This window comes from Mesorhizobium sp. M0598 (assembly GCF_040320865.1).
Classification (GTDB): domain Bacteria; phylum Pseudomonadota; class Alphaproteobacteria; order Rhizobiales; family Rhizobiaceae; genus Mesorhizobium.
This window is the reverse complement of sequence record NZ_JAMYQL010000044.1, coordinates 23,127-41,284: the sequence shown is the minus strand read 5'-3', so window position 1 is coordinate 41,284 and position 18,158 is coordinate 23,127. Positions and strand designations below refer to the sequence as shown.

The window sequence follows — 18,158 nt, the reverse complement described above, 5'->3', positions numbered from 1 at the left end:
CCTTGAGCGCCTCATCCAGCCGCATCGTCGCCTCGCTCACCGTCGAGGCCGAGAAAGAGTGGCCGCACAATTCCTCCGTCACCGCCTTCACCTTGCGGGTCGAAACGCCTTGTACGTACATCTCGACCAGCGCCGACACCAAGGCCTTCTCCGAACGCTGATAGCGCTCAAACAACTCCGTCGAGAACCGGCCCGTCCGATCCTGCGGAACGCGAAGTTCCAGCACCCCAACCCGCGTCACCAGCTTGCGCTCGTAATACCCGGACCGGTAACTCACCCGCTCCGCCGTCCGCTCGCCTTTCTCGGCCCCGATCGCCTCCGTCATCTCGGCTTCCAGAGCCTCCTGCACGACAGTCTGCAATACCTGGCGAAAGCCGTCCTCATCCGACAGCAGCAACGCTTTCAACTCGCCCCTGCTCAGTTTAACTTCTCGATTGGTCATGGCACTTCCCCTTCCACGGGAATCGGTGATTGCAACGTCACCACCGTGCCATGGCCGCTCGCCCTTCAGAGCAAGCGCCGTTCTCTCTCCAAAACTTTTTGCAGAACCTTCAGGACACTATCAAATTCTGCCCCAGAAACCGGATATTGCGCACAACCAGCGTTCACGATCGCGATGGTGCACAAGCTTCCAACCAGACCCGCGCAAAGACAGCCCGTCGCCTGAAGATAGTCGGCGAGGGCCGCCAAATCCCTCGCAAGCGTATCCTCCGTCACATGCACGCCGTCTTCGCCGACAATGCAGACGCTTGTCTCGTCGAGAGATAAGTCCAGCCAGGGTGCTCCTTCAGGATTGCGTGTTTGCTCGGCTACGGAGCCGCCCCTCAGTTCCCAATCGAGGAGCGATCCTACAATTCACATATTTGGAGATCGCTCGCTAGGTTCCCCGGTCTGTGAACCCTGCAAGCCGAAAATTCAGATGCCGCCCATGCAGAGATATTTCATTTCGAGGTAGTCCTCGAGGCCATGGCGGGATCCCTCCCGCCCGATGCCGGACTGTTTTATCCCACCGAACGGCGCCGCTTCTGAAGACATCCGGCCGGTATTTACCCCGACCATTCCATATTCCAAGGCCTCGGCCACACGCCAGACACGCTTCAGGTTGGAGGCATAAAAGTAGGCCGCGAGGCCGTAGATCGTGTCGTTGGCCTCACGCACGACCTGATCCGCGTCTTTGAAGCGAATAATTGGTGCCAGCGGCCCGAATGTCTCTTCTTGCGCGACGGTCATCTCGCTGGAGACACCGGTCAGGACTGTCGGTTGGAAAAACGTGCCATTCGTGCCCATGCGTTTGCCCCCGCATCGAATTGCGCCGCCTTTGGTGACGGCATCGGCAATATGGGACTCGATCTTGGCCAAAGCGTGCTTGTCGATGAGCGGTCCGATGTCCACTCCGGGAGCGAAACCGTCACCAACTTGAAGTTGGCGAGCCCGTTGCACGAATTTCTCGACGAACTCGTCGTGAACGCCCGACTGGACATAAAGGCGGTTCGCCGAAACGCAGGTCTGGCCGGCATTGCGGAACTTCGCCTGGATCGCACCGTCAACCGCGGCATCGATATCGGCATCATCGAAGACGATGAAAGGTGCATTGCCGCCGAGCTCAAGGCTGACTTTTTTGATCTGGTCCGAGCACTGGCGCATGAGAAGGCGCCCGATCTCAGTCGACCCGGTGAAGCTGATCTTGCGGACCTTGGGATTGGTACAAAGTTCGCGGCCGACCGCGTCACCTTCGGACGCATAGATCAGGTTGACGACGCCTTCAGGAAAGCCAGCCTGATGGGCGAGGGCGAACATTGCTCCCGCCACCAGCGGCGTCTGTTCAGCGGGCTTGAGGACGATCGTGCAGCCCGCCGCCAAGGCTGGCGAGATTTTGCGCGCCACCATCGAGGCCGGGAAATTCCATGGCGTTATCGTGCCAACAACTCCGATGGGCTGCTTGATTACCAGCATTCGGCGGTCCATCGATGGTGCGGAGATCGTCTCGCCATAGACGCGATTGGCCTCCTCGGCGTACCATTGCAGATACGCCGCAGCATGCGATATCTCCGACTTGGCTTCGGCAAGCGGCTTGCCCATCTCCGCGGTGAGAATCGCGGCGAGATCGTCGGCGTGGTCGATGATCAACTGATGCCATCGCCATAGAACGTCGCTGCGCTCACGTGCGGTCAACCCTGCCCATCCAGGCTGCGCGACATAGGCCTTGTCGATCACAGCGCATGTCTCCTCGACACCCATGTCGGGTAGTTCTGCCAGCACTTCGCCAGTCGACGGGTTGAGGACCTCGAATGTCCGCTCGCTGATCCGCGTGCCAAGTGCCGGCAGGCGATCAATGGGTCCAAACAGGTCGGGGGATGTCAGGTGACGGATCATCGGCAGGCACAGGGGCAATACCGGATTCCTCCTCAACGCAGCAGGTATATATAGCAGGTGCGGTGTGTACTCCGCGACGTCCGGGTTCCTTATAGGGCCTCGGCCAGACAGCTGGTAGACCACGGTACCCAAGTGGAAAGGGAGAAATACGCTAGAAGATGTCTCGCGGTTCTACTAGTCGAACGATTGAACAACGGACATCGGCTTCGCCAGCCCCGCGCAGTGGATGCTGGTGGCCTCGGCCTACAATCTGCGGACCACGAATCGGCGACTCTATCCACTCGAAGAGAGGCTGGCCTGAGGAGGAGCGCACCCCAATAATGACGCCGGAACCGGCAAATGCCTGGCAAGGCCCGCGAACACCGCTCCTCGCGGCTTTAAACAGATCCCGTTTACCCGGCGAGCGCCCGCAAGATGAGAAAGAGGATGGAGAGGAACAGGGTGGCGAAGGCGCGCCGAAGGAAGACCGGCCGGCGCATTTGCACGGGGATGGAGCTCATGATCAATTCCCCGCCTGTTGCTGCGGCAAAAGATAGCCTGTCGTCGAATGCTCGAGCACCAGATAACGCGCGGCGACCGCCTTGACCTCGTCGGTGGTCACCTTGCGGACGCGGTCCGGCCTCTCGAGCACGTCCTTCACATTGCCACCGGTGGTGAGCGTCTTGCCATAAATGTTGGCGATGTGGTCCAGCTCGTCGTGCGCAAAAATCACCGAGCCGATATAGCGGTCTTTGGCCTTGTCCAGCTCGTCGCTGGTGACGCCACCCTTGGCGATCCGGGCGACTTCGGCAACGGCTGCCGCTTCGAGATCGACGAGCTTTGCATCGCCGCGCGGCGAGCCGGAGATCGTGAAATTGGTGTCGTCTAGCATGGTGCCCTGGAAGGAGGCGCCGGCCGCCGAGGCTATGCCTTGCTTGACGACAAGCTCCTGATAGAGCCGGCTGCGGTTACCGCCGCCGAGGATCTCGGCCAGCAGGTCGAGCGCCTCGGCCTCGCCGGGCTCTGCGGTATGATAGGACGGCACCACCCATTGAGTGGAAAAGCTCGGCACCGAAACGCGCGCATCGGTCAGCGTCACTGTGCGCTTGGTGTTCTGCTCCGGCTCGACCGGACGGTTGCGCGGGGGCAGGTCCGGCCCGCGCACAACCTTGCCATAGGTCTTCTCGGCCAGCGCCTTCACCGTCTCAGGCTCTACGTCGCCGGCCACCACCAGCACGGCGTTGTTCGGTCGGTAGTATTTGTTGTAGATGGTGAATGCGTCGGTGCCGTTCAGCTTCTCCATCTCCTGCATCCAGCCGATGACCGGAATGCGGTAGGGCTGGTTCTGCCGCAACGTCGCGTTGACCTCCTCGTCCAGCAGAGCATGCGGGTTCGTCTCTCTGTGCCAACGGCGCTCCTCCAGGATCACGTCGCGCTCGGTCTTGATATCATCGTCGTTGAGGATGAGGTTGAACATGCGATCGGCCTCGAAGCCCATCATCTCACCCAACGCCGAGGGCGCCACCGTCTCGAGGAAGGTGGTGTAGTCATAGGCGGTGAAGGCGTTATTGTAGCCGCCGATGGCTGAGACGGCTCGGTCGAACTCGCCGGCGGCGTGGTTGGTCGTCGCCTTGAACATCAGATGCTTGAGGAAATGGGCAAGGCCGGATTTGCCGGGTGGCTCGTCGGCGCTGCCGATCTTGTACCAGACCATATGAGTGACGATCGGCGCGCGGTGATCGGGGATGACGACCACTTCCATGCCGTTGTCGAGCAGGAAATCCGTCACCTTGCCGCCGTCGGTGGCGGCCAGAGCCGGAGCGGTCGTCACCAGGGCCAGCGCGGTGGCAATGAACGCCCTGCGCAGCCAGGGGGACGATCGATGGCTGCGGTTGTGGTGGCTGGTCGAAAGGCAAGGTTCGAGGCAAAGTGATTTGTTCTTCATTTTGATGAAGGCGCTGCGTCCCCGTCTCCCCGCGTGGGAGGATCGGCGGGCAGCGCCGAGCCAGATGAATAAGCTCTTCATGGGACCAGGCCTTACTCGAGCCTCATCTTTGGATGGACCCAGGAGACCTGCGGCGGTATTTCTTGGTGAGGTGATCATGGGACGGATTCTCCTTGGTCCGCGACGCCTTGCCGATGACCAAGCATGCACCGTGCCAGATCAGAAAACCGTTCGAGGCAGTGGACAATCGGGCTCTGCCATGTTGCGCATCCGACATTGTCGGACATCAGACAGGGCCGAACGCGACGCGCGCGCGGCTGAGAATATCTTCTTAGTTCGGAAGACGATTAGGCGCGCTGCCGGGGAGGGGTATAGGATGCGCTTCGAATGGCCGCTGCACTGACGGTGAGAATGGAGATGTTGGTCGCCCCAGCGGAACCCTGTCCTCGACAGCCAGACCGGGTCGATGCTGAAGGGCAGAGGCGTGAGCAGCCCAGCCAACTCGAGCGCGAAGCCTGCTCGCGCGCTAGGACGGATCTGATCCAAAAATCGGCGAGTTGGGCGATATCCGCGAGGCGTCGGAAAACGAAGATCGTAAGAGTCGGGCGGGAAAAAACGATGCGGTTGCGCGCTTCTGGCGTAATGCGCCTGCCGCGAGGCCGTTGAGCCTGATGAGTTGCTGCGGGAAAGGGGAGTGTTTGCGCGGGACCTTGGTCAAACGTGAGAAACAACCGTCGAGCTCGCCGTGGATAGGGGGCATGCAGGCACGTTTGTCGCTGGAGGACAGCAGCACGGAAGCTGTCCGCGCTTGCCGTCGTCGCTGGGTACCAAACAGAAGAATTTGGCGGTCGCGATCGAATTCATCTGCGTAAATACCGCCTGGCTGTGCTCGGTTTGCCGGCGAACAGATTTTGCCTTCTTTGCGGCTGCAAACGCATCGCTGGCGGCGTGGTCCCTTAGGTCAAGAGCATCGGGTGAGTAACAGCCTGATCCTGCTCAATCTGATACGCGCCAACCGCCTCGCCGGATTGTGGAACCGCTCGCGGGTAGCTTCTACCACAAACAGCAAGGTCATGAAATCAAGTAGGAAGTCGTCGATCGCTTGGGCGATTGTTTCTGACTTGCCCTTGAACTGGTCCAGCAAAACGCGCGCGTTATCGATCGCTTCCACGCTGGTGGCATCGATCAACCCCTCGACCCTCTTGAAACAATCCAATTCGAAACTCCTTCAAGCGCTTGCCAAGCCGTTATGCACGAAGGTAGCTCCGTGAACTACCCGGCCTTTGACCTGGCGGCACGAGCAGCGGTCGGCCTTACGTCCCGTGCCTCCAAGCACCAGCCCTAGACGTGGCGCTGAGGAGCGTTGGAAGGATCGGGCGCTTCCGGCCATGCTCGAGCGGTAGTGTAGGACAGTGCTTGCTGGCGACTACGGCCAAAATGGAGTGCGCCAGCTGATTGGGGCTTAACAATTTTTCGCTTTTTGCTGCGCCCAAGTCTCGGCTATGAGTCGGGCAGGCCTGATGGCCTGCCCACGTTGCAATTGTTAAGGAGGAACACGTATATGCCGACTGGAACGGTAAAGTGGTTCAACAGCACCAAGGGGTTTGGATTTATCCAGCCCGACAATGGCGGTCCGGATGTTTTCGTCCACATTTCCGCTGTCGAACGCGCGGGCCTCTCGACCCTCGCTGACGGCCAGAAGATCAACTATGAGATCGAGCAGGATCGCCGCACCGGCAAATCCTCCGCTGGCAGCCTCAGCAAAGCTGGTTGAAATTTTCTCCTGCGTCTTGGCAAGAGTGGGCGCGTAGGTCCGGAGGTCCTCACGGCCGCTCGATAGGAGCGAGCAAAAACTGAGGGCAGCAGATTGCTGCAGGCGTCGCGAATTCCTCATGAAACAAAGTTGTTTGAAAGGAAGGCGGGGTTGGCCCCGCCTTTTTATATGACGCGCAGATTAAGCCGATGGCTGCAACGCTCCAGAACGAATCTCAATTGCCGAAATCAAGCCGCGACCTTCTTGCGGGTTCGCTTCGTCGGCGCCGGCTCCGGCGCTTCCGGCGCTTTCGGTTTGCGGCCGAGCCCCATTGTCTTGGCCAATGACGAGCGCGCCGCGGCGTAGTTCGGCGCGACCATGGGATAATCCGCCGGTAGGCCCCATTTGGCCCGATATCCATCCGGCGTCAGCCCATAGTGGGTCGACAGATGGCGCTTTAGCGATTTGAATTTCTTCCCGTCTTCAAGGGAGATGATGTAGTCCGGTGTCACCGACTTCCTGATCGGGACTGCAGGCGTAAGGGCAACCGGCTCTTTTGCAGAGACACCTTCCGCCGTCCCTTTCAGAGCCGCGTGCACTTGGCCGATGAGGGCAGGGAGATCCCCCACCGGGATCGGATTGTTGGAGACATAGGCTGAGACGACATCGGCCGTGAGCTCGATGAGGGTGTCGATGTTTTTTTCGGCTTCTTCTGTCATGAAACTCTCCAGGCGGCGTGAAACACAGTCGGCGAAGCGTCGCTTCATAGTGGCGGTCTCCGCTGAAAGCAACCAAGATCTCGACAGGATTATTGCCATGCTCGTCCAGCAGCGAGATCTATAGCGCAGTATGCGTTCCGTTGTTGGCGACCTGCCGCGGTGCTTGCGCGTTTTCAGGCGCGTCTCGGCCGTAAGCTTTGCGCCAAAATGACCAGTGATCTCGAAACGAAGCGGGCTATTCTTCGCCATCCTCTCTTTGGCTGTGAAATCGGTGGCAGAGCAGTGGCCGCTTCCTGGTGGGGTGTGGAGGAAGTATCAAGCGTTGATTCGCAATTGGTCGAAACGATGTAGATTCATCCGGTGAGCCGCTCTCGCAGCAGGATGTTAGGGATTGGACCGCTGGTAAACCGAGGACATTACGCCGCTGCTTGCTATTGAACCGCTATCGCTGTGACAACACATTCCGCAATGGTGGGCGGGTGTAGAGGAGGCGCCTTACCCAAACTAGCGGTTCAGCAGGTCGGGAGGAACGAATGAGCTCAGGGACTTTCAGCAGCCCACTTTTCGTAAGACGTCCAGCGCACATCGTGCAAGAGATTGCCAGTCCTGCGGATGCTATCGATTTTCCTCAACGAAGGGCCAGAAGATCGCAGAGATCGGATCTACGAAGCCGCCCTCAGGGCGTGCTTTGATGCATACAACGGACGAATACCTGCGAGCGCAGCGCGCAAGACTTTTTTCCGCTTTGGGGAACAGGTCGCCATATTGGAAGATGCAACCTCCGCGATGCAATGGCTCGCTGCCTGCATGTCGGGCAGTGGAAAAGCGCAAGTATAGGCGTCGCAGCCGTATGTGAGGCTGGAGCGGGTACGCCGACGAGGTTATTGTATCGAGATTTCGCCGGCATCTGGAGCGTACTATAGCGAACAAACAATATTTTGGGCCCCCTATGGCGATGTTAATCATCTTGTTGTATTTTTAAATCAACTTCTCGCGACAGGACTGCAACGCTTCCGATGTGAAAATCACTGCATGGGACTTGGTTCTCTCAAATTTATGATGGTAAATTGCCGTGTAGTTATTGCAAAGCAGTTGTCCCATTGAAGCAAGATGATAACGAAGCCAAAATTGTGCTCCATCGTCTGCCAATATTCGCTCGATGGAGGCTATAGGCCTCACAAGCTAATCAAAACAGCTACTTGGGCGCCCTTTGAAATTCGTTTAATTTCGCTCACCCCAAACGGCCCTCCACAGTCGAAAATAAGATTGTCCCGCAAAGGGTGCTACAAGACGCGATCGCGGATCGTTTGGGGCCAACGTCGATCTGGCGAAGGCCCGGAAATCGAGCAGGACCTGCAGCGGAACAGATAACCGGCCCCCAACCGAAATCTGACACGGCGGCGGACCCGAATGTTCTTGGTAGAAGGCGCAGAGAACCGGAGCACGGCTCCGGCGCCGAAGGTTGCCGAGCAGGGATCCTCCTCCTCCTCCCTGAAGTCCAATCGAGAAGAGCGATCACTTCCAAGAGGGTCCCAGCTCTGCCGCGAAACAGGTGTCAGACCCCGGTCCTCTCCCGCAGCTGATCTAGCGCAGGGCGTTCATGGGCTGCGTATCCCAGAGTAGCTGCGTGCACGACGCAGAGAGATCATTTATGAAAATCCTACTCAGTACGATGGCTGTTCCGTTGCTGGCAGCCACCGCTTTTGCTGCGGATTCGATCCCCGCAGACCTCAGAGAAACGGCACTGGCCACCTTCAGGGCTTTGCCATCCACCACGCCGGCAGTCGCCAATAACCCGATCACCCCGGAGAAGATCGCTCTCGGCAAGGCCCTGTTCTTCGATCCACGCGTCTCGGCGTCAGGCGTCTTGTCGTGCAACTCGTGCCACAACCTGGCCACCGGCGGCGACGACAATCATGAAACCTCGATCGGCCATGGTTGGCAGAAGGGACCGCGCAACGCGCCGACCGCACTGAACGCTGTCTTCAACATCGCCCAGTTCTGGGACGGTCGTGCCGAAGACCTGAAGGCTCAGGCGAAGGGACCGGTCCAAGCCGGCGTCGAAATGGCCAATACACCGGGTCAAGTCATCGCCACGCTCAAGTCGATGCCGCAATATGTAGAGTGGTTCGATGCAGCTTTTCCGGCTGAAGCCGATCGGGTCACCTTCGACAACTTCGCCAAGGCAATCGAAGCCTTCGAGGCGACACTGGTCACGCCGGCCCCCTTCGACAGCTTCCTGAATGGTGATGAGCTTGCCATGACTTCCGAACAGAAACAGGGCCTGGCGCTTTTCATGGACAAAGGCTGCTCGTCCTGTCATGCCGGCATCAACGTTGGTGGGGAAGCCTATTACCCATTCGGCCTCGTGGAACAGCCCAGCGCCGAGGTCCTGCCGGAAAAAGACAAGGGCCGATTTGCGGTCACCAATGCAGCCGACGATTCCTATGTTTTCCGCGTGGCGCCACTGCGCAACGTTGCACTCACCGCGCCATACTTTCATTCGGGCAAGGTTTGGGATCTGAAACAGGCCGTTGCCATCATGGGAACCACCCAGCTTGGCGTGGTACTGGCGGACGAAGAAGTCGACCTGCTTGTTGCCTTCCTCAACTCGCTGACCGGAAAGGCACCCGAGGTCGCCTATCCCATCTTACCCGCCGAAACGGCGACAACACCCCGGCCTATAACGCAGATCTTAGGAAAATAAACGGCCAGCTAGACTGCGGAACATCGCAATTGACAATGATTGCGACTTTTACTGGACGAGACGAGTCGCGACGTCCATGAGAACGCAAATGGCTCGTTTCCAAAGTGCAGACACTGCTTCCGTCACCAGCTCGTTGCCATGAATCATGTTTGGGATCTGGCGTGCGACATGCCAAGGAAGGCGTCTGACGCATGAGGCTCGCGCGCTGTCGATACCGCGCGGCGGCCGGTCATCGCGCTGGCGGCCGAATTGCCGCGCGCCGAAGTGATCGGCCCCCTTAGGGCGAAGGGGCAGCCACTCCGTCCTCCATGTCCAGCGATTCTTCGACTGCTTCCGGATTCCGGGCGATGGTCCAAAGGAGAGTATTCGCCGCTGCATCCCGTTTCGAGCGACCTTGCTCCCAGTTTCGAAGCGTTGCCAGATCGAGGCCATACCTCACGGAGAATGCCTCCTGAGAGAGCTTCGTGCGATCCCGGACTTCGCGAACACTTATCGGCCGCGGCGCATGAACCTTCGCGATCACACCTGCGGACGACAGTTCATTCTTCAGTGCCAATAGGTCGTCGACGCAAGGAACCGTCACGAACGCCTTGCCGTGATCGACCATCTCCGTGAGTATCGCGTGGGCCGTCCTGAGCGGCAGCTGTCTCTTAACGAGAATCCGGGCGGCCTCAGGAAGTATTCGCGCCGTCAAAACTGAGGCTCAGTCGGACGGGAGAGCCTGACGACACCGGGACGACGTCCCGGGTTCGCACCCGTTGTCCGTACCGCTCCATGAATTTCGATTTAGTCGACATTAAGCTTCTCCGCGATCACTCGACCGAGCTTGCGCAATTTGGACCATCCCCACTGGAGGCATCGCGATAAAAGTACGCCAAACAACGCTAAGGGAGAACAAGCAGTGATCTGATTTCGTTCGCTCGTTTTCGAGAGCCGTTCTGGGTCGTTCGCAATCAACTGTGTAGGCCAGCGGAGCGAGCAAGGAGCGCCAGATCCGGACAGGGCTGAGTGGGGTGTTTATCCGAAAGGTGGGCCATGCCCTAAGGGAGACGAGATGTAGTGGACTCGTCGATCCGCGCGGTTTCGATTCGCGCACCCGGGCACAACGCTTGGATAAGTCCCATCAAATGCTCTCCGGTGCCCGTCATCTGTATAGCTGACATTGGGCCGAGGGCTTCCAGCACGAGCCACATGGCGCGGGTATCGACCGTGACCCATGGTGCGCCGCCCCTGCCGCCAGTTCCAGCGGCGGCACGTGACACCGGAATCATCGCACCAGATGACTTCGCCCGGTTCGGGATGCTCGGTTACCATTTCACCTTGCTCGATCGTGTCGAATGGCTCCGCTCCCTTCGCAATTAAAAGTCTCGGGACCCCTGGTAGAGATCGAGATCTTCCCCGCCAATCGGAACGCCATACAACACGCTGACGGCATTGTAGGCATCAACCAGTGGGGAAATCCGCGGGAGAGAGCCATCTTTCCGCACCCGCTTGAGAAGCGCGGCGGCCGATCACGGCGTTCGATTGGCCTTTGTGCCGAAAGCCTCGTAGGCAACGGCCCACGCCGCAAGACGCGCGTCCCTTTGGGCGTCATCGCGAAGCGCCGCCTGTTCCGCCGCCGCAATCGTGTCGTTCAACGCCTGTGCATCCGGCACGTCGATTCCAGGGTTCCGCACCACAATGCTGATCAGATGAAAATCCCGGTAGCGGGCCTTGATCTCGGGGCAATCAATGGCGTGAAAGACATGGGATGCTCTTTTCTCATGGGGAGGCTTTGCGCTGCGGGTGGTTCGGGAAATGTTTCAAGAAAGGTGCTTGTCGAGCGTCCAGATCTTCTGGCGTCGCCATGGTGCATGCCGCACCATGCGCTGGATAATTCCATGATTCGGCGGTGGACAAGGCCTGATAGAGATCGTCGATTATGTCTTGCGGGTGCTCGAGCCCACCTCGGCCGGCAACAAGCTACGCCTCCTCCAGATCCTCCATTTCATAGGAGGCAGCGGGCGCGATATGGATGTGAAGCAGCTTTCCTTGCCGGGTCATGCATCGCTTTCGGAAATTCGTCTCGCACGAAAATCTGCCGCCAAACTGGCCTGATCAACAGCATGGTATGGCGTTTTCCCAGTCCAGTTGGCTTTGCAACGAAACGCAGTTCAGCCCAAGGGTCGGTTTCCTCGCCAGCACGCCACGTCCCCGCCGTTTTAGCCACCGTGGCCCGGCAACGCGTCTTGCACCTGCTTGACAACCGCTCGCAGGACCTCAACGCCCTTCTCGATCTGCCGAATGCTCAAGGCGGCATAGCCCATGACAAGCCCCACGCGATCGATGTGGCCTTCGTCCGACTGCCGCTCGTAAAGGGGCGAGATCAGGTGTAGCCCCAGGCCCGCGCCTCGGGCGGCTTCGACCAGGGTCGTTTCCCGCGATCGCGGCAGTTCGCCGAACCAGACGGCGACGTGCAGTCCGGCCTCTGCTCCCTGGACAGCGATGCGATCGCCGAAGCTGTGCCGCAAGGCGCCCAACAACGTCTCCCGACGCTCGCCGTTCAGCCTGCGCACGCGCCGCACATGGCTTTCGTAGCCGCCACTTTCGATCAAACAAGCCAGAGCCTCCTGTTCAGCCACCGGCGAATGCCGGTCCGAGAATTGTTTGGCGGTTGCGAAGACCTCCTGCAATTCCGGCGGGACGACGAGGTAGCCGATACGCAGCATCGGCGAGAGCGTTTTGGAGATCGTGCCGAGGTAGATGACAGCCCCGTGGTCCTCGAGACTGTGCAGCGGAGGGACCGGATTGATGTCGTAGCGATATTCGCTGTCGTAGTCGTCCTCAATCACATAGGCGCTGTTGTTCCGCGCCCATTCCAGAAGCTGGTGGCGGCGTGTGATCGGCATGACGCCGCCCAGCGGAAACTGATGCGATGGCGTGACATAGGCCAGTCGTGCACCAATCCCCGCCAGCAACTCCGTCTTCATCCCGTCCTCGTCGACGGTGACCGGGATGGGCGAGGCGCCTGTGCTGGCAAAGACCTGACGCGCCATCCTGTAGCACGGGTCCTCGATGACGAAGCGGTCGGCGGGATCGAGAAGCAGGCGCGCGCACAGGTCGAGGCCCTGCTGCGAACCGTTGACGATGATGATCTGCTCGAGGTCGCAGCTCAGGGTTCGGGCGCGCCAGAGATAGCCCTGGAGCGCCTGACGCAGCCGGCGCGAGCCGCGAGGATCGTCATAGGCAAGACGCAACGGGCGCTGCCCCATCGCCTCGTTCATCGCACGTTTCCAGACCAATGCGGGGAAGTCTGACGGCGCCAGGTCGCCATAGCGGAAATCGACCTTCAGTCCAGTCGGCAGATAATCCGGCCAGGGCGGCGTAACGCGCAGTCGTTCGCCATAGGCGGACAGATGAACCGGGCCGACTCGTTTCGCGACAGTGCGGCTCGTCTCAGGACCGATCAACGAAGATGCAACGCGGGGTCGTGCGCCTTGACGGACGTCGATGAAACCTTCCGCGGCCAGTTGCTCATAGGCGACCGTCACCGTCGTTCGCGAAACCCCAAGGTCATTTGCGAGGCCTCGGGAGGAAGGCAGCTGACTGCCGGTTTCGTAGACACTTCCGAGGATCTGCTCGCGAAGAGCCTCGTAGATCTGGCGTGCACCCATCGCGTGCGTGCGACCTGCAGAACCGGCACTTGAAGACTGGACCATTTCATTCATCGCCAACTGGATATTTCACATTGGCCAGTTTGCCGTCAATCTTTCGGAAACCCAAGCAAGATCTTAGAGGCCGAATGACCCGCTCCTATCAATCGGAAACCGATGCTCTCACGCGGTCGCTCAACGACACCGGTCTCGGATTCGCCACTCGGGCGATCCATCATGGCTACGATCCCGCCGGCTTTTCCAATGCCGTTCAGCCGCCAGTCTTCTTGACCTCGAGCTATGGATTCGAAAGCGTGGCAGCGAACGAGGCCGCCGCCGCGCTTGGCGGAAGGCTCTATGCGCGCGAATACAATCCGACGACGGAGATCCTCGAACAACGGCTCGCCAATCTGGAAGGAGCCGAGGCAGGTCTGGTCGTTGCCTCGGGGATGGCGGCTTTCGGGACGCTGATCCTGTCGCTCCTGTCCCAAGGCGATGAACTCATCGTCCACAGGACGCTTTATGCGAACACGCTAGCCATGGTCGAACAGGCGGTCCCCCGCTTCGGCATCAAGGTCGTCGCGGTCGACCTGTCCGATCCCCAAAATCTCGATGCCGCGATCACCGAGCGGACCCGGCTTGTTTTCTTCGAGACCCCGGTCAATCCGCTGAGCCGCATCCTCGACATCTCTGCCATTGCCGAGCGCGCCCACGCGCGCGGTGTGAAGGTTGCCGTGGACAGCACCTTCGCCTCGCCCGCGCTCCAGCGCCCACTCGAACATGGGGCCGACATCGTGCTCCACTCGCTGACCAAGTACATCAACGGTCATGGCGATGCCCTTGGGGGCGCGCTTCTGGGCGACGCGCCAACGCTCCGCACGCTGCACGAAACGGGCTTGCGCTACATCACCGGCGCAGCGCTCTCGCCCATGTCAGCCTTCCTGATCCTGCGCGGTCTGAAGACGCTCACGCTGCGCATGGAACGGCACAGCGCCACTGCCCTTGCGGTGGCTCAGGCGCTCCAGGCGCACCCGGCGGTGGCATGGGTGAGTTATCCCTTCCTCGACTCGCACCCTGATCAGGTGACGGCGCGAAAGCAGATGTCCCAAGGGTCGGGCATGTTGGCCTTTGGCCTCCACGCTGGGTTCGAGGGCGCGCGGCGGATGATGGACCGGCTCAACCTGATCACCCGGGCTGTCAGCCTCGGCGATGCCGACAGTCTCATCTATCATCCGGCAAGCCTGACCCGTGCTCGTCAGCCGATCCGCAAGGATGCGCATCTGGCCGATGGAGTCGGCGAGGACCTCATGCGTCTCTCGGTGGGTCTTGAAGACGCCGATGACCTAATCGCCGACCTGCGGCGGGCTCTGGACGCCTTGTGATGACTTGTCGTCCGGCCAGTCCTGCGCTCACGCACAAACCTGGAGCCTTGCCATGGCATTCCTGAGCGGCCTTTCCGCGTTTCCCATCACGCCGACCGATCGTGACGGCCGTGTCGATACCGTTGCTCTGCGCAAGCTGATTGCCAGGCTTTGCGCCGCTCAGGTCGACTCCATCGGTCTTCTCGGCAGCACCGGCACATACATGTATCTGACGCGCGAGGAACGGCGACGGGCGCTCGCCGAGACCTTGGACGAAACCGGGGGACAAATGCCGGTCGTGGTGGGTGTGGGCGCGCTGCGCACCGACGAAGCAGTGAGGTTCGCGCAGGACGCCAAGGCCCTTGGGGCTGCCGCGGGGTTGCTTGCCGCCGCCTCTTACACCCCGCTCACTGAGGACGAGGTGTTCGAACATTTCTCGACGGTGGCGTGCGAGAGCGGCCTGCCGATTGTCGTCTACGACAATCCAGGAACGACGCATTTTCATTTCACCCCAGCACTCGTCAGCCGCCTGGCAAAGGTGGGTGGGATTGTCGCTATCAAGAATCCGACAGACAAGGGCGATGCGATCAAGAGCCATCTGGCCGACCAGAGGCGCACTGTGCCGGAAGGGTTCTCAATCGGCTACAGCGGCGACTGGAACGCCGCAGAGGCCATGATCGCCGGCGCCGACACATGGTACAGCGTCCTCGCCGGCATCCTGCCCGAGGTCTGCGTGAAGATCGTCACGGCGGCGCAACAGGGCGATGCGGCCGAAGCGCGACGGATCGATGCCACGCTTGCGCCGCTCTGGAGCCTCTTCAAGGAGTTCTCGAGCCTTCGCATCGTCTATGCACTTGCCGAATTGCTCGACATTTGCCGTGCCGACCCCCCGCGTCCCATCCTGCCTCTGCCCTCAGCAGCGAAGGGCCAGATCGCCGCCGCGTTGGAACGCTTGCCATCGGATGTCAACCGGTGAATAGCGAACCCGGCGGCCAGTGAAGGAACCGATCATGTATGTACCCGCGCATTTCGATAAACCGAGCCGAGAAGTCCTTTACGAACTGATCGAGAACAGCGCACTTGGCATGTTGATAACCCATGGCCGGAGCGGTCTCGACGCCAATCACATCCCCTTCGAACTCGACACGTCACAGCGAGAAAACTTTCCCTTTATTCCTGCGCGATTAGTACACGTGCCGAAGGAAAGTGCACTTTCTCGCTCGAGTGACTTATTTCAAAGGATGTGATCGCGTTTTGGCACATTCACGGCCCACATGCGGCAGCCGCTAACTCACCACATGGTGAGCAACCAGGAAACCTTCCGGCCTACACTTTCTCCCGGAGCGCGCGTGCTGCAGCAACCATGTTCATGAGGGCAGGGCGGACCTCCTCCCACTTGCGGGTTTTGAGGCCACAGTCCGGGTTTACCCACAGTTGGTCATCGGACAGTCGCTCGCGGGCAAGCATGACGAGATCCGAAATCTCGCCGACTTCCGGGACCCGTGGTGAGTGAATGTCGTAGACTCCGGGCCCGATTTCATTCGGATATTTGGAGCTCGTGAAGGCGTCCAGCAGTTCCATTTTCGAGCGCGACGTCTCAATCGAAATGACATCCGCATCCATTTCAGCGATCGCGTCGATGATCTCGTTGAACTCCGAATAGCACATGTGGGTATGGATTTGAGTCGCGTCCTTTACACCCGTTGAAGCGATCCGGAAGCATTCGACAGCCCAGTCGAGATAGTCGTTCCAATCAGACTGGCGCAGTGGCAGTCCTTCGCGAAACGCGGCCTCATCGATCTGGATCATCCTTGCGCCGGACCATTCGAGATCCGTCACTTCGTCGCGGATGGCGAGCGCGATCTGGCGGCATGCTTCGGAGCGGGGTACGTCGTCGCGAACAAATGACCAGTTGAGAATGGTCACTGGGCCTGTGAGCATTCCCTTCACAGGGTTTTCCGTAAGCGACTGGGCGAACTGCCACCAGCGCAGCGTCATCGGATTGGGCCTCGATACGTCGCCGAAGATGATGGGGGGGCGCACGTAACGCGACCCATAGCTCTGCACCCAGGCATGCTGGGTGAAGGCGAAGCCGGACAGCTGCTCGCCGAAATGCTGTACCATGTCGTTTCGTTCGAACTCACCGTGCACCAGCACGTCCAGCCCGATCTCTTCCTGCCAGCGAATTGCAGCCTCGATCTCCTTCTTCAGGAAGGTCTCGTAGTCGACATAGCTCAGCTGGCCATTCGCATGAGCGGCCCGCGCCCTGCGTACCTGCGGCGTCTGCGGGAAGGACCCGATGGTCGTCGTCGGGAACGGCGGCAGCCCGAGCGTGCCGGCCTGGACTCTGGAGCGCTCGGCAAAAGCGCTCTCTCGTCGCTTCATGCTGTCGTCAATGCTGGCGATCCGCCCCTCAACCAGCGGGTCATGGATCTTCGTGGATGTCACGCGAGTGGCGGCAGCCTCGGCAGACGCTTTCAACGCGCCTGCCACCGCATCCCTGCCTTGGGACAGGGCCCGGGCAAGCAACACCAATTCGTCGGTCTTCTGGGCCGCGAAGGCGAGCCACGACCTGATGTCCGCGTCGAGTTCCGTCTCCATGCGGAGGTCGATCGGCACATGCAGCATCGAGCAAGAAGGCGCGATCTCGACGCGGTCCAAGGGCCAGCCGGCGACGATCGGTTTGATGCGGTCGAGAATGGCGGGCAGGTTCGCACGCCAGACGTTGCGGCCATCGATCAAGCCAAGCGAGAGCACCAGATCCTTCGGTGCGAGCCGCCCCACTATTTCCAGCTGCTCGGGAGCGCGCACGAGATCAATATGCAGCCCGGCCAGGGGCAGAGAAACCGCGGTTTCGAGATTGTCTCCCAGCGGCCCGAAATAGGTAGCCAGCATGATCTTCAGCTCGGGCGCGGCTTTCGACAGCTGGCCATAGGCGAATTCGAACGCAGCTCGTTCGTTCGGGTTCAGATCGAGGACAAGCGCTGGCTCATCGATCTGCACCCAGTCGGCTCCAGACAGCTTCAGCCTCTGCAGGAGTTGCTCGTAGACGGGCAGCAGCCGCGGCAGGAGCGCGATGGGATCGAATCCTTCGGCAGGCGTTTTCGCCAGCTTGAGGAAGGTGATCGGTCCAAGGATGACTGGGCGTGTGTGAACGCCGAGAGCTTTAGCCTCGATGAAGTAATCGACCGGTTTCGTCGACGAGAGGGCGAACGTCTGATCATCGTTGAGTTCCGGCACAATGTAGTGATAGTTGGTGTCAAACCACTTGGTCATTTCCATCGCGGTTACATCAGACCGATGAGCCGCCTGCTGGTGACCAGCGTGTCGACAATCCTCCGTCTGACCCTGGTTGCCCCGCGCCATTGCGAAGTAGATGTCAAGTGGAACCTCGCCGCTATTCCAGCCGTAACGGGATGGAACGGCGCCGACCATGGCTGCGGTGTCGAGCACATGGTCGTAGAGCGAGAAGTCGTTCGACGGGATTTTCGACACGCCGCGATCGTGCTGCTCCTCCCAGCTAGCGGCACGGAGCGCCTTCGCGGTCGTGAGAAGGTCGGCAGCGGACGATTTTCCGGACCAGTAGCTTTCAAGCGCGAATTTCAGTTCTCGCCGACGACCGAAGCGGGGCACGCCGAGCGTTGCTACAGGAATTTGCTGAGAGACAGTCATGCCAGACCCCGATGGTT

At 60.0% G+C, this 18,158-nt stretch carries 16 protein-coding genes and 1 pseudogene; 6 read left to right on the top strand and 11 right to left on the bottom strand.

Annotated elements, in window-relative coordinates; all coding sequences use genetic code 11:
• The 4 genes from NKI59_RS31320 to NKI59_RS31305 form a co-directional block, all read right to left on the bottom strand.
• A partial coding sequence (locus NKI59_RS31320) for a transposase (protein ID WP_352708461.1) occupies positions 1-442 on the bottom strand: 442 nt, incomplete at its 3' end.
• 473 nt (positions 443-915) lie between these two features.
• Positions 916-2,373: an NAD-dependent succinate-semialdehyde dehydrogenase gene (locus NKI59_RS31315; RefSeq protein WP_502901135.1), complete on the bottom strand. Its 1,458-nt coding sequence runs from the start codon at positions 2,371-2,373 to the stop codon at positions 916-918.
• Positions 2,374-2,875: 502 nt separating this feature from the next.
• The gene (locus NKI59_RS31310) at positions 2,876-4,297 is read right to left on the bottom strand and encodes a M16 family metallopeptidase (RefSeq protein ID WP_352708459.1); all 1,422 of its coding nucleotides are present in this window, start codon (positions 4,295-4,297) and stop codon (positions 2,876-2,878) included.
• A gap of 961 nt (positions 4,298-5,258) precedes the next feature.
• The gene (locus NKI59_RS31305; RefSeq protein WP_352452611.1) at positions 5,259-5,513 is read right to left on the bottom strand and encodes a hypothetical protein; all 255 of its coding nucleotides are present in this window, start codon (positions 5,511-5,513) and stop codon (positions 5,259-5,261) included.
• Between the two features lie 345 nt (positions 5,514-5,858).
• Here NKI59_RS31305 and NKI59_RS31300 point away from each other — a divergent pair, with 345 nt between their 5' ends.
• Positions 5,859-6,071, top strand: coding sequence for a cold-shock protein (locus tag NKI59_RS31300; RefSeq protein WP_023679670.1), 213 nt, complete (start codon positions 5,859-5,861; stop codon positions 6,069-6,071).
• Positions 6,072-6,298: 227 nt separating this feature from the next.
• Here NKI59_RS31300 and NKI59_RS31295 read toward each other — a convergent pair whose 3' ends face one another.
• A complete protein-coding gene (locus NKI59_RS31295) occupies positions 6,299-6,769 on the bottom strand; it encodes a Ros/MucR family transcriptional regulator (protein WP_023679671.1) in 471 nt (156 codons plus the stop codon).
• 612 nt (positions 6,770-7,381) lie between these two features.
• Here NKI59_RS31295 and NKI59_RS31290 point away from each other — a divergent pair.
• Both NKI59_RS31290 and NKI59_RS31285 read left to right on the top strand, forming a co-directional pair.
• Positions 7,382-7,606: a DUF982 domain-containing protein gene (locus tag NKI59_RS31290; RefSeq protein ID WP_352708458.1), complete on the top strand. Its 225-nt coding sequence runs from the start codon at positions 7,382-7,384 to the stop codon at positions 7,604-7,606.
• An 814-nt stretch (positions 7,607-8,420) separates the two neighbouring features.
• A complete protein-coding gene (locus NKI59_RS31285; RefSeq protein WP_352708464.1) occupies positions 8,421-9,476 on the top strand; it encodes a cytochrome-c peroxidase in 1,056 nt (351 codons plus the stop codon).
• Between the two features lie 277 nt (positions 9,477-9,753).
• Here NKI59_RS31285 and NKI59_RS31280 read toward each other — a convergent pair whose 3' ends face one another.
• The 5 genes and pseudogenes from NKI59_RS31280 to pdxR form a co-directional block, all read right to left on the bottom strand.
• The gene (locus tag NKI59_RS31280) at positions 9,754-10,083 is read right to left on the bottom strand and encodes a helix-turn-helix domain-containing protein (RefSeq protein ID WP_352708457.1); all 330 of its coding nucleotides are present in this window, start codon (positions 10,081-10,083) and stop codon (positions 9,754-9,756) included.
• Positions 10,084-10,834: 751 nt separating this feature from the next.
• Positions 10,835-10,963 carry a phenylalanine--tRNA ligase beta subunit-related protein gene (locus NKI59_RS31275; protein ID WP_353016739.1) on the bottom strand — a complete coding sequence of 43 codons (129 nt, stop codon included), beginning with the start codon at positions 10,961-10,963 and terminating at the stop codon, positions 10,835-10,837.
• Between the two features lie 24 nt (positions 10,964-10,987).
• Positions 10,988-11,131, bottom strand: coding sequence for a hypothetical protein (locus NKI59_RS31270; RefSeq protein ID WP_352708456.1), 144 nt, complete (start codon positions 11,129-11,131; stop codon positions 10,988-10,990).
• A 310-nt stretch (positions 11,132-11,441) separates the two neighbouring features.
• Positions 11,442-11,519: pseudogene (locus NKI59_RS31265) on the bottom strand (MOSC domain-containing protein); the annotation flags it as partial.
• A gap of 158 nt (positions 11,520-11,677) precedes the next feature.
• The gene (gene pdxR / locus NKI59_RS31260) at positions 11,678-13,174 is read right to left on the bottom strand and encodes a MocR-like pyridoxine biosynthesis transcription factor PdxR (RefSeq protein WP_502901133.1); all 1,497 of its coding nucleotides are present in this window, start codon (positions 13,172-13,174) and stop codon (positions 11,678-11,680) included.
• 83 nt (positions 13,175-13,257) lie between these two features.
• Between pdxR and NKI59_RS31255 the strand changes: the two genes are divergently transcribed.
• Genes NKI59_RS31255 through NKI59_RS31245 form a run of 3 tightly spaced genes read left to right on the top strand, consistent with a single transcriptional unit; the run spans position 13,258 to position 15,716 of the window.
• Positions 13,258-14,490: a trans-sulfuration enzyme family protein gene (locus NKI59_RS31255; RefSeq protein ID WP_352708462.1), complete on the top strand. Its 1,233-nt coding sequence runs from the start codon at positions 13,258-13,260 to the stop codon at positions 14,488-14,490.
• A 52-nt stretch (positions 14,491-14,542) separates the two neighbouring features.
• Entirely contained in the window at positions 14,543-15,445 is a 903-nt protein-coding gene (locus NKI59_RS31250; RefSeq protein ID WP_352708455.1) for a dihydrodipicolinate synthase family protein, read from the top strand.
• 34 nt (positions 15,446-15,479) lie between these two features.
• The gene (locus NKI59_RS31245; RefSeq protein ID WP_352708454.1) at positions 15,480-15,716 is read left to right on the top strand and encodes an FMN-binding negative transcriptional regulator; all 237 of its coding nucleotides are present in this window, start codon (positions 15,480-15,482) and stop codon (positions 15,714-15,716) included.
• 79 nt (positions 15,717-15,795) lie between these two features.
• Here the strand turns inward: NKI59_RS31245 and metE are convergent, their stop codons facing one another.
• The gene (gene metE, locus NKI59_RS31240) at positions 15,796-18,141 is read right to left on the bottom strand and encodes a 5-methyltetrahydropteroyltriglutamate--homocysteine S-methyltransferase (RefSeq protein ID WP_352708453.1); all 2,346 of its coding nucleotides are present in this window, start codon (positions 18,139-18,141) and stop codon (positions 15,796-15,798) included.
• Positions 18,142-18,158 lie beyond the last annotated feature (17 nt).